The sequence below is a fragment of the Rhodosalinus sp. genome (assembly GCF_046542825.1).
Lineage (GTDB): Bacteria > Pseudomonadota > Alphaproteobacteria > Rhodobacterales > Rhodobacteraceae > Rhodosalinus.
In genome coordinates this window covers 1-11,643 of the sequence record NZ_JBKHAQ010000003.1, presented here as the reverse complement: position 1 = coordinate 11,643, position 11,643 = coordinate 1, and the positions used below count along the sequence as shown (strand labels likewise).

Here is an 11,643-nt window from a genome sequence, read left to right as displayed (position 1 = left end):
CACCTTGGACGCGCTGAGCCTTGTCCCGCAGTTTGGCGGGTTCGTCTGGACCATTATCGCCTTCATCGTGGCCCTGTCGGTGATCGTGGCCATCCACGAATACGGCCACTACATCGTCGGGCGCTGGACCGGGATCGAGGCCGACGTGTTCTCGCTGGGGTTCGGCCCGGTGATCTGGTCGCGCATGGACAGGCGCGGCACGCAGTGGCAGATCGCCGCACTGCCGCTTGGCGGCTACGTCAAGTTCAAGGGCGATGCCGATGCCGCCAGCAGCACCGATCCGGAGCAGCTGGCGCACATGTCGCCCGAAGAGCGGCGGCACACCATGGCGGGCGCGCCGCTCTGGGCGCGGTCGCTGACGGTGGCCGCCGGGCCGATGTTCAACTTCGTTCTGTCCGTGCTGGTCTTCGCCGCCGTGATCTTCGCCCGCGGCGAAGTGGCCGAGCCGCTGGCGGTGGGCGACCTGCGGCCTGTCCCGGCCGTCAACGAGTTGCAGGAGGGCGACCGCATCCTGCAGATCGCCGGCACCGCGCCGCCCGGCTTCGATCAGGCGGATGCCTTCGAGCGTTTTTCCGAGGCGCTGCCGCGCCAGCCCGAACTGCCCTATCTCGTCGAGCGCGACGGGCGCAGGGTCGAGGTGACCGGCCCCTATCCCTATCCGCCGATCGTGACGCAGGTGATGCCGCAGTCCGCCGCGCTGGACGCCGGCCTGCGGCGGGGCGATGTCATCACCTCCGTCAACGGTCAGCAGATCGCGGCCTTCGACGAGCTGCGGGAGTTCGTCGAAGCCTCCGACGGGGCTGCCCTCGCGCTCTCGGTGTGGCGCGACGGCGAGACACTGGATCTCACCCTTCAGCCCAAGCGCACGGACGAGCCGCAGGCTGGGGGCGGGTTCGAGACCCACTGGCGCATCGGCATCATCGGCGGGATGGTCTTCGAGCCCGCGACACAGATGGTGGGACCGTTCCAGGCCGTCTGGGGTGGTGTCGCTCAGGTCTTCACGGTGATCCAGGGCTCGCTTTCGGGCCTCTGGCACATGATCACGGGCGCGATCAGCTCCTGCAACCTGTCGGGTCCCATCGGTATCGCCGAGACATCGGGCGCGATGGCGAGCCAGGGCGCGATGAGCTTCATCTGGTTCATCGCGGTGCTGTCGACGGCGGTGGGGCTGCTCAACCTGTTCCCGATCCCGATTCTCGATGGCGGGCACCTGGTGTTCCATGCCTACGAGGCGGTATCCGGGCGGCCGCCATCGGACCGCGCGCTTCAGGTCCTGATGGGCGCGGGGCTTGCCTTGATCCTGGGCCTCATGGTCTTCGCGCTGACCAACGACCTCTTCTGCCCCTGACCGGGGACCTCTGATGTTGCGCTGAACGCCAAAATCCTGCCGCAATCCTTCGGTACGGTCATCTATCGACCGGGCGAAGGACCGCGTGACGTCATGCAAGGCACCCAGACCGTTCCGAGCAAGCCAGGCCTTTGGCTGGTCGTCCTGCCGAACTGGGACTGGCTGATCTACCCTGCTGCCATCCTTCTGGGCCTGAGCCTCGGAGCCTTCCTGGCCCTGCTTTAGGATCGCGGACCGCGTCGCACATGCGACGCACGGCTTTGACAAGCATACCGCCACCCGATACCACGATTTCCGAGGGATGTCGGAACGGGTTGCTGCAATGCACAAGGGATCGGGGGACGGCCTCGCGCCGGGGCATGGACGGATCGGGTCTCGGTCCGTCGGAACGATTGCGATCGTGGTGGCGATCCTGTCGGTCCTCTGGACCGCAGCTGCCGACGCGCAGAGCTATCGCTTCACCTCGGTCTCCGTCGAAGGCGCGGAGCGCGTTCAGCCGGGCACCATCCTGAGCTATGCGGGGATCGCACGCGGCGAGACCGTCAGCGCCGGAGAGCTGAACGCGGCCTATGGCCGGATCCTCGACAGCGGGCTCTTCGAGACGGTGGAGATCGTGCCGCAGGGATCGCGGCTGGTGATCCGGGTGGCGGAATACCCCACGGTCAACCGCATCGCCTTCGAGGGCAACAGGCGCATCGACGACGAGGCGCTGGCCGAACTGGTGGGGTCGCAGCCGCGACGCATCTTCAATCCCTCACAGGCCGAAGCGGACGTTGCGACAATCGTGGAAGCCTACGAGGCGCAGGGGCGTCTCGCGGCCCGCGTCACGCCGCGCGTGATCGAGCGCAGCGACAATCGCGTGGACCTTGTGTTCGAGATCTTCGAGGGCGATCTCGTCGAGATCGAGCGCATCGGTTTCGTCGGCAACAAGGCCTTCTCGGACCGTCGGCTGCGCCGCGTGCTGGAAACGAAGCAGGCGGGCATCCTGCGCGCCTTCATCCAGTCCGACACGCTGGTCGCCGACCGCATCGAGTTCGACAAGCAGCTTCTGCGCGACTTCTACCTGTCCCGCGGCTACGTGGATTTCCGCACGACCTCGGTCAACGCCGAACTGGCGCAGGAACGCGACGGCTATTTCGTCACCTTCAACGTGCAGGAGGGCCAGCGCTTTGCCTTCGGCCGGCTGAGCGTTGACAGCGACCTGCCCGAGGTGAACCTGCCGCTCTTCCGGAACGCGATCCGCACGCGGCCGGGGCAGACATATTCGCCCTCGCGCATCGACAACGACATTGCGCGGCTCGAGCGGCTGGCGATCGAGCAGGGCCTCGATTTCGTCCGTGTCGAGCCAGAGGTCACCCGGAACGACCGCGAGCTGACACTCGACATCGAGTATCGGCTGGTGCGCGGACCGCGCATCTTCGTCGAGCGAATCGACATCGAGGGCAACACCTCCACGCTTGACCGCGTCATCCGGCGGCAGTTCCGCATCGCGGAGGGTGACCCGTTCAACCCGCGCGAAATCCGCGAAAGCGCCGAACGTATCCGCGCACTGGGCCTGTTCGCGGATGCCGAGGTCGAGGCGCGCGAAGGCTCGAGCCCCGAGCAGGTGATCGTCGACGTCGATGTCGAGGAGCAGCCCACCGGCAGCCTGACCTTCGGCGGCACCTATTCGACTTCCGGCGGGTTCGGTGCGCTGATCCGGTTCGAGGAGCGCAACTTTCTTGGCCGCGGTCAGCGTCTGGGGCTCGAGGTGTCCAGCGGGCTGGACAACCGGGTCTACAGCCTGCGCTTCACCGAGCCCGCTCTGCTGGATCGCGACCTGACCTTCGATCTTGCGCTGTCGTTCCGGGAAACCGAGCGCTTCCTCGCCAGCTACGACACGGCGATTGGCCGTTTCCGGCCCTCGATCAACTTCCCGGTCACCGACAACAGCCGCCTGAGCCTGCGCTACACTGCAGAGATCAGCGACCTGTCGGACCTGGCCGACGACGCGGGCGCCATCATCGAGGACGAAGCGGCGCGCGGGGAGCTGTGGGACAGTTCGGTGGGCTACACCTTCAGTTACGACACGCGCCGCACGGGTCTCGATCCCAATGCCGGTGTCCTGCTGGAGTTCGGCCAGAACTTCGGCGGCGTCGGCGGGGACAACACCTTCATCGAAACCACGACCCGCGCGCTCGCCCGGACGCGCGTCCTGAACGAAGAGGTGATCCTGCGCGCCGAGTTCGAGGGCGGAATGCTGAACTACACCACGGGCGGCAGCCGCGTCACGGACCGTTATTTCCTCGGACCCGCCCGGATGCGTGGCTTCACGCTCGACGGGATCGGACCGCGCGAACGCGACCCGGCAACCGGGGTCGACGAGGCTCTGGGCGGGAACATGTATGCGGTGGCGCGGTTCGAGGCGGAATTTCCGCTGGGCCTGCCCGAGGAATACAACATCCGTGGCGGCGTCTTCTACGACATCGGCTCGGTTTGGGATCTCGACCAGACCAATGACGACGTGATCTACGATGACTTCTCCGTGCGTCAGACGGTGGGGCTCTCGATCTTCTGGGACACGCCGGTCGGGCCCTTGCGGTTCAACTTCTCCGAGCCGATCGCGAAACGCCGGCATGACGAGACGCAGGCCTTCGATCTGACCCTGTCGACCCGGTTCTGAGCGACGGCGTGGCGTTCCGCGGTCTCATCGCCCGCTGGCTTGCCCCCATCGTCGTGTCTGCCGCTGCGCTGGCCGGTCCGGCGCACGCGCAGCCGGCGACCGGAGAGGGGCCATTCGTCACCGGCATGCTTCAGTCGCCGGTCCTGACGGTCGACTCCGAGCGGCTCTTTGCGGACTCCGCCTACGGGCAGAGAGTGGCGCGGGAGATCGACGCCGATGGGGCCGAGCTTGCCGCCGAGAACCGCCGCATCGAGGCCGAACTCGTCGAGGAAGAGCGCGCACTCACGGAGCGCCGCGCCGAGATGGACCCCGAGGCCTTCCGGGCGGCGGCGGATGCCTTCGACGAGCGCGTGATGCGCATCCGGCGCGAACAGGACGCGAAGGCGCGCGCCCTGGGTCGGCGTGGCGAAGCGGCCCGGCGGACGTTTTTCGAGGCGGCGCAGCCAGTGCTTCAAAGGGTCATGGTCGAGGCGGGCGCGGCGGTGATCGTCGAGCAGCGCAGCGTCTTCATGAGCCTCGAGGTGATCGACATCACCGACATCGCGATCGAGCGGCTCGATGCCACCATCGCGCCGGAGATACCGGAGCCCGAAGACGTGCCGCCCGCGGAAGACGCGGTGCCGAACATGCCCACGCCACGAGCGCCCGAGTTGCCCGCGGCACCGGGCATGGCGCCGGACGGCGGGATGCGCTGACCGGCTTGCCCCGTCGGGCGCGGCTTGCTAGCACGGCGCGACCATCGCCGGAGCGCCCGCATGACCAAGCTTCTTGCCGCCGACATCCAGCGCATCCAGCGCATCCTGCCGCACCGCTACCCCTTTCTGCTGGTGGACAGGGTGGTGGAGATCGACGGCACCCGCAGCGCGACGGGCATCAAGAACGTCACGATGAACGAGCCGCATTTCCAGGGGCATTTCCCGGGCCATCCGATCATGCCGGGCGTCACAATCGTCGAGGCCATGGCGCAGACCGCGGCGGTGATGGTCGGCACGGCCATGGAACTCGAGGACCGCGGCATGCTGATCTACTTCATGGGCATCGACAAGGCCAGGTTCCGCCGCAAGGTCGTGCCGGGCGACGTGCTCGAGATGCGGCTGGAGACGCTGCGCGGCAAGCCCGGCGGCAAGGTATGGAAGTTCGCCGGGACCGCGGCCGTCGGCGGCGAGATCGCGGCCGAGACGGAGTTCAGCGCGATGATGGACCTGTCCGCGGAGCCCGCTGCGTGAGCGCAAGCGTCCATCCCACCGCCCTGGTCGAAGAGGGCGCGCATCTGGGCGAGGGCTGCGTGATCGGTCCCTTCTGCCATGTCGGGGCAGAGGTCGAACTGGGCGCCGGCGTCTTGCTCAGAAGCCATGTGGTCGTCACCGGCAGCACGCGGATCGGCGAGGGGACCGAGATCTTTCCCTTCGCCGTGATCGGCGAGATTCCCCAGGACCTGAAATATCGGGGCGAGAAGACCCGGCTCGAGATCGGCGCGCGCAACCGCATCCGCGAGCATGTGACCATGAACTGCGGGACCGAAGGGGGCGGCGGCGTGACGCGGGTGGGCGACGACGGTCTCTTCATGGCGGGGGCGCATGTCGCGCATGACGTGCAGATCGGCGACCGCGTGATCCTTGTGAACAACGCGGCCCTCGCCGGGCACTGCATCATCGAGGACGACGTGATCGTGGGCGGCCTGTCGGGTGTGCACCAGTGGGTGCGCATCGGGCGCGGCGCGATCATTGGCGCGGTGACGATGGTCACGAACGACGTGATCCCCTATGGCCTCGTGCAGGCGCCGCGCGGCGTGCTCGACGGACTGAACCTTGTGGGGCTCAAGCGGCGCGGCGTTCCGCGCGAGGACATCACCGCGCTGCGCGCCGCCTTCCAGATGCTGGCGCAGGGCGAGGGCGCCTTTCAGGACCGCGCCCGCCGGCTGCGCGAGGAGACGCAGAGCCCTTACGTCCGCGAGATCGCGGATTTCGTCCTGGCCGGCAGCGACCGGTCCTTCCTGACGCCGGGCTGAGCGCGATGCTGGCGCTCATCGCAGGAGAGGGAAGCCTGCCGGCCGCCGTGGCCGCGGCGCAGCCGCGCAAGCCCCTGGTCTGCGCGGTGCGCGGGCATCCGCCGGCGGGGCTGGAGCCCGAAATCACCTTTCGGCTGGAAACGCTGGGCGGGCTCTTTACCACGCTGCACGCGCGGGGCGTCACGCAGGTCTGCATCTGCGGTGCGGTGCGCAGGCCGCAGATCGATCTTGCGGCGCTGGACGACGCGACCATGCCGCTGGTGCCGCGGATGCGCGAGGCGCTGCAGAAGGGCGACGACGGCGCGCTGCGCGTCCTTATCGCCCTGCTCGAGGAAGAAGGGTTCGAGGTCGTGGGCGCGCATCAGGCCGCGACCGACCTCCTGCCGCCTGCGGGCCTGCCCACGATGGCCCGCCCCGGCCCCGAGACCGCGGCAGAGGCGGATCTGGGCGCGCGCGTGGTCGCCGAACTGGGCGCAGCGGACCTTGGACAGGCCTGCGCGATCCGGGGCGACAGCGTTCTGGCGCGCGAGGGGCCGGACGGCACCGACGCGATGCTCGCCCGCCTCGCCCCCCCGCGCGGGACCGCGCCGCTGCGCCCGGCAGGCGAGCCCTTCGGCTGGGCGGCCGACATGATGGGCGATGTTCTGGGCGGTGCGGCGGACTGGCTGTCGGGGCAGGATGGCAGCCCGGACCGCCCGCGCGCCGGCATCTTGTACAAGGCGCCGAAGCCCGGACAGGACCAGCGCGCGGATCTTCCCGCGATCGGCCCCGGCACGGTGGAAAGCGTGGCGCGCGCGGGGCTTGCCGGCATCGTGATCGAAGCGGGGGGCGTGATGGTGCTGGAGCGGGCGAAGACCGTCGCGGCGCTCGACCGGGCGGGTCTCTTCCTCTGGATCCGCGACTGATGCAGGTCTTCGTCACCGCGGGTGAGCCCTCGGGCGACCGGCTGGGCGCGGCGCTGATGGCCGGGCTGCGCGAACTCGCGCCGGGCGTGCGCTTCGCGGGACTCGGCGGACCCGAGATGACGGCCGCGGGACTCCAAAGCCTCTTCCCGATCGAGGAGATCTCGATCATGGGAATCGTCGAGATCCTGTCGCGCTACCGGCCGCTCAAGCGCAGGATCGCCGAGACGGCAGAGGCCGTGATCGCCGCCAAGCCCGACGTGCTGGTCACCATCGACCTGCCGGAGTTCAGCCTGAGGGTAGCGAAGCTGGTCAAGGCGCGGTCGGACATCCGCGTGGTTCATTACGTGGCGCCGACGGTCTGGGCGTGGCGGCCCAAGCGCGCCGAGAGGATGGCCGCGCATGTCGACCAGGTGCTGGCGCTGCTGCCCTTCGAGCCGCCCTTCATGGAGGCGGCCGGCATGCGCTGCGACTTCGTGGGCCACCCGGTCGTGAGCCAGCCCGTTGCCAGCGCTGCGGAGGCGGAGGCGTTCCGGTCGGCGCATGAGGTCGGGCAAGGGCCCCTGGTGCTTGCACTGCCGGGCTCACGCGGCAGCGAGGTCGCGCGCCTCGCGCCGGTGTTCGGCGCGGCACTGGCAAAGCTCGCGCAGGCGCGTCCCGGCCTGCGGGTGGTCGTGCCGGCTGCCGGTGCGGTGGCAGAGACGGTCGCCGGCGCGATACGCGACTGGCCGGGCGATCCGGTGTTCCTCGACCCTCGGGCGGCGGATCATCCGGCGCAGAAGCGCGCAGCCTTCGCCGCCGCCGACGCGGCGCTCGCCGCCTCCGGCACCGTCTCGCTCGAACTCGCCGCCGCGGACACGCCGATGGTGATCGGCTACGACATGGGGTGGCTCTCGCACCAGATCATCGGGCGGATGCTGCGGGTGGACACGGTGACACTGGTCAACCTTGTCTCTGAAACGCGCGTCGTGCCGGAGTTCATCGGCAAGGCCTGCCGTCCCGGCCCGATCGCCACAGCGCTCGGCGCGGTGCTGGACGACCCCGCGCCGCAGCGCGCGGCGATGGCTCTGACGATGGAGCGGCTGGGACGGGACGGGCCACCGCCGGGCCTGCGCGCCGCGCGGGCCGTGCTCGAGGGACTGGGCCGCGCCTGACCCTCACCCCCGCGGGATGTCGAAGCCCGGCGCGGCCAGTTCGAACCCCTCGAAGCGGAAGCCGGGCGAGACGGTGCAGCCCATCAGCGCCCAGCCGTCCCCGGCGACCGCGGCCTGCCAGTGCCCCGCGGGCACCAGCAACTGCGGGCGTTCGCCTGCCAGCAGATCGGGGCCCAGGCGATGGTCGGTCGCCGGCCCGTCTGCATCAGGGGCGATGGACAGGGTAACCGGCGTGCCGGCGTAGAAATGCCAGATCTCGGCCGCGTCCACGCGATGCCAGTGGCTGCGCTCGCCCGGCTTGAGCAGGAACCAGATGCAGGTCCCGGCGGGTCGCCCGCCATCCTTTGCCTCGGCTTCCCACGTCTGGCGATACCAGCCGCCCTCCGGGTGCGGGGAAAGGTCCAGCAGCGCGACGAGGCGGTCCGGGTCTGTGTCGGGCGTCATGCGGGGCCTCACCACTGGCTGACAGGGGCCGGGTTGCGACGCAGGTTAGTCGATCCGGTCACGGCGGACCAGCTTGGCAAGGCCTGCGGGGACCGACTGCATCGCGGCACGCCTCGCCGCCCGTGCCCGGCGCCGCGGCGACGACCGCCGCGGATGGCGCGACACGCGGGCCGCCCGACCGGCCGGGGGCGGTGCGCTGATCGAGGCGCCGGACGCACAGGCGGCGACGTGCAGGTCGCGCGGATCCTTGCCGATCGCGGGGGCGCGGCGGGAGGACGTGGCGGAACGCGGCCCCTTGCCATGCGTTCAATCATCGCGCAAGGTTCACGTCGGGTATAAGACGTGGGCCAGTTCCCGGAACGAGGAGATTTCCGAATGCGACTTCGGATCATGGCGATGCTCGGTGCGCTGGTGATGCTGCTTGGCGCCTGCGAGAACCTGACCACACAGCAGCGCACGGTGGCGGGGGCCGCCGGCGGCGCGGCGGCCGGCCTGATCGCGGCCGATATCCTGGAAGCGGATGACGACTGGCGCCTGATTTCGGGGCTCGCCGGCGCGGCAGCCGGCACTGTCGTGGCTCAGAACCAGGATACCGGCATGTGTGCCTACGCCCGCGGCGACGGCACCTATTACCGCGCGCCCTGCCCGTAAGGGCGGCGCGGGAAGGCCAGGACATGAAGACCCCCGCGCGATGTTCGCGGGGGTCTTTTTCGATCAGGCGGGGCCGGTGTCACGCCGTCCCCCGGCCCCGCAGCACGTCCCGCCCGGCGTAGCGGGCGGCGGTGCCCAGCATTTCCTCTATGCGGATCAGCTGGTTGTATTTCGCCAGCCGGTCGGAGCGGGCAAGCGAGCCGGTCTTGATCTGCCCGCAGTTCGTGGCCACGGCGAGATCGGCGATGGTGGCGTCCTCGGTCTCGCCCGAGCGGTGCGACATCACGTTGGTCAGGCCGGCGCGATGCGCCATCTCGACCGCCGCCAGCGTTTCGGTCAGCGTGCCGATCTGGTTGACCTTCACCAGCATCGAGTTGCCGCAGCCGCGCTCGATCCCCATGGCCAGCCGGGCAGGGTTGGTCACGAAAAGATCGTCTCCCACAAGCTGGACCGTTGCCCCCAGCGCCTCGGTCAGCAGCCTCCAGCCCTCCCAGTCGTCCTCGGCGCAGCCGTCCTCGATCGACAGGATCGGGTAGTCGGCGCAAAGGCCCGAGAGCCACTCGACATTCTCGGCAGGTGACAGGGTCTTTCCTTCACCTTCAAGGACGTAGGCACCGTTCCTGAAGTATTCCGTCGAGGCGCAGTCAAGCGCCAGCCAGATGTCCTCGCCCGGGCGGTATCCGGCCGTCTCGATGGATTTCAGAATGAAATCAAGTGCGTGTCTGGTGGAGCTGAGGTCGGGCGCGAAGCCGCCCTCGTCGCCCACGCCCGTGGCGAGGCCGGCGGCAGACAGCTCCTTCTTCAGCGTGTGGAAGACCTCGGCGCCCATGCGCACGCCCTCGCGCAGCGTCTCGGCCGCGACGGGCATGATCATGAATTCCTGCACGTCGATCGGGTTGTCGGCGTGTTCGCCGCCGTTGACGATGTTCATCATCGGCACCGGCAGGACACGCGCCTGCGCGCCGCCCACATAGCGGAAGAGCGGCAGGGCCGAGGCCTCTGCCGCCGCCTTCGCGACGGCAAGGCTGACGCCCAGGATCGCGTTGGCGCCGAGGCGCGCCTTGTTGGGCGTGCCGTCGAGTTCGATCATCGCCTCGTCGATCTCGACCTGTTCGGTGGCGTCGAGGCCGATCAGCTCCTCCGCGATCTCGCCGTTGACGGCCGCGACCGCCTCCAGCACGCCGCGGCCCAGGTAGCGGCCCGCGTCGCCGTCGCGCCGCTCCACCGCCTCGTGTGCGCCGGTCGAGGCGCCCGAGGGCACCGCGGCGCGGCCCAGCGTGCCGTCCTCCAGCGTCACGTCCACCTCGACGGTGGGGTTGCCGCGGCTGTCGAGGATCTCTCGCGCGTGGATGTCGATGATGGTGGTCATGGCGGTATCCCGTGCCCCCTGGCCGTTGTCGCGCGCCTCATAGCCGCGCGCTGCCGGGACAGGAAGGGCCGGTTGCGATGTTTGCGCTCACGGGATGCGGGAGGCGCTGTCCTCTGCCCGCAGCGGCGGCACCTGTCCGGGGCTGACCGGGCCTGCGGCCAGTGCGGCACGCCGCCGGCCCAGCCGCGCCTCGCGCCAGAGCGTGTAGAGCCCCGAGGCGATGATCAGCGCGGCGCCGCCAAGCGTCCAGCCATCGGGCCGCTCACCGAAGACCGTCACCCCGATGATCAGGGCAAAGACGATCCGCGTGTAACGAAAGGGCGTGATGACCGCGACCTCGCCCATGCGCATCGCCTGCGTGATCGCGTAATAGCCCGCGATTCCAAGGACGACCGCGCCCGCCAGCAGGCCGAACACACCCGCCGGCGGCATTGTCGCGCCCCCCGTCAGCAGCAAGAGCGCGCCGCCCGTCGGGATCAGCATCGAGAAGCCCCAGGCCGAGAGCACCACCGACGAGGTGCTGTGCGGCACCGCCCGCGTGGCCAGATCGCGCGTGGCAAGCCCCGCGACCCCCAGAAGCGCGAAGAGCGATGCGGGCTCGAACCCCGCGCCGCCCGGCCGGATCACCATGAGCACACCCAGAAAGCCCGCGCCGATCGCGCTCCACCGACGCCAGCCCACCGGCTCGCGGAAGAAGAGCGCCGCGCCAAGGGTCACGGCAAGCGGCATCGCCTGCAGGATCGCCGAGGCCGAGGACAGCGGCGTCAGCACGATGGCGGTGATGAAGCCGAAGGTGCCGGTCAACTCGCCGATGTTGCGGATCACCACGGCGCGCGAGAAGAACACGCGCGAAATCAGCGTCTCGCCCCTGATCCGCGCGATCAGGGCGAAGCCCACAGCGCCCCCCAGGCCCAGCATCATCAGGATCTGCCCCGGCGGGACCGTCGCGCCCATCCACTTGATGAACATGTCCTCGATGGCAAAGGCCGCCATCGCGCCCACCATCAGGAGGATGCCCCTGAAATTCTCCGTCATGCGCCGCACCTCCTGTCCCGCCCGCTACGCCCATTCGCGCCCGAGCGGAAGGGGCCTCTAGCGGCGCGGC

General features: G+C 69.6%; 12 protein-coding genes. 9 read left to right on the top strand and 3 right to left on the bottom strand.

Annotation, left to right across the window (positions count from 1 at the left end; all coding sequences use genetic code 11):
• Window positions 1-4: 4 nt before the first annotated feature.
• From rseP to lpxB, 8 genes are all read left to right on the top strand, one after another.
• Window positions 5-1,348: an RIP metalloprotease RseP gene (gene rseP / locus ACLFOB_RS00935; protein ID WP_410924381.1), complete on the top strand. Its 1,344-nt coding sequence runs from the start codon at window positions 5-7 to the stop codon at window positions 1,346-1,348.
• 93 nt (window positions 1,349-1,441) lie between these two features.
• Entirely contained in the window at window positions 1,442-1,573 is a 132-nt protein-coding gene (locus ACLFOB_RS00930; RefSeq protein WP_410924379.1) for a hypothetical protein, read from the top strand.
• 97 nt (window positions 1,574-1,670) lie between these two features.
• Entirely contained in the window at window positions 1,671-4,010 is a 2,340-nt protein-coding gene (bamA, locus tag ACLFOB_RS00925; RefSeq protein WP_410924377.1) for an outer membrane protein assembly factor BamA, read from the top strand.
• An 8-nt stretch (window positions 4,011-4,018) separates the two neighbouring features.
• A complete protein-coding gene (locus ACLFOB_RS00920; protein ID WP_410916672.1) occupies window positions 4,019-4,705 on the top strand; it encodes an OmpH family outer membrane protein in 687 nt (228 codons plus the stop codon).
• 60 nt (window positions 4,706-4,765) lie between these two features.
• Window positions 4,766-5,236: a 3-hydroxyacyl-ACP dehydratase FabZ gene (gene fabZ / locus ACLFOB_RS00915; protein ID WP_410916671.1), complete on the top strand. Its 471-nt coding sequence runs from the start codon at window positions 4,766-4,768 to the stop codon at window positions 5,234-5,236.
• On the top strand, window positions 5,233-6,018 hold the full coding sequence (lpxA, locus tag ACLFOB_RS00910; protein ID WP_410916670.1) for an acyl-ACP--UDP-N-acetylglucosamine O-acyltransferase: 786 nt from the start codon (window positions 5,233-5,235) through the stop codon (window positions 6,016-6,018). Before fabZ ends, lpxA begins: the two co-directional genes overlap by 4 nt.
• Before the next feature lie 5 nt (window positions 6,019-6,023).
• The gene (locus ACLFOB_RS00905; RefSeq protein ID WP_410916669.1) at window positions 6,024-6,923 is read left to right on the top strand and encodes an LpxI family protein; all 900 of its coding nucleotides are present in this window, start codon (window positions 6,024-6,026) and stop codon (window positions 6,921-6,923) included.
• Window positions 6,923-8,074 carry a lipid-A-disaccharide synthase gene (lpxB, locus tag ACLFOB_RS00900; RefSeq protein WP_410924375.1) on the top strand — a complete coding sequence of 384 codons (1,152 nt, stop codon included), beginning with the start codon at window positions 6,923-6,925 and terminating at the stop codon, window positions 8,072-8,074. Before ACLFOB_RS00905 ends, lpxB begins: the two co-directional genes overlap by 1 nt.
• 3 nt (window positions 8,075-8,077) lie before the next feature.
• Here the strand turns inward: lpxB and ACLFOB_RS00895 are convergent, their stop codons facing one another.
• On the bottom strand, window positions 8,078-8,518 hold the full coding sequence (locus ACLFOB_RS00895) for a cupin domain-containing protein (RefSeq protein ID WP_410916667.1): 441 nt from the start codon (window positions 8,516-8,518) through the stop codon (window positions 8,078-8,080).
• A gap of 375 nt (window positions 8,519-8,893) precedes the next feature.
• Between ACLFOB_RS00895 and ACLFOB_RS00890 the strand changes: the two genes are divergently transcribed.
• Window positions 8,894-9,169 (top strand): glycine zipper 2TM domain-containing protein, encoded by a 276-nt coding sequence (locus ACLFOB_RS00890; protein ID WP_410918047.1) that lies wholly within the window; start codon window positions 8,894-8,896, stop codon window positions 9,167-9,169.
• A 79-nt stretch (window positions 9,170-9,248) separates the two neighbouring features.
• On the opposite strand, the gene eno is transcribed toward ACLFOB_RS00890, so the two are convergent.
• Window positions 9,249-10,538, bottom strand: coding sequence for a phosphopyruvate hydratase (gene eno, locus ACLFOB_RS00885; protein WP_410924373.1), 1,290 nt, complete (start codon window positions 10,536-10,538; stop codon window positions 9,249-9,251).
• Between the two features lie 87 nt (window positions 10,539-10,625).
• Window positions 10,626-11,573, bottom strand: coding sequence for a DMT family transporter (locus ACLFOB_RS00880; protein ID WP_410918045.1), 948 nt, complete (start codon window positions 11,571-11,573; stop codon window positions 10,626-10,628).
• Window positions 11,574-11,643 lie beyond the last annotated feature (70 nt).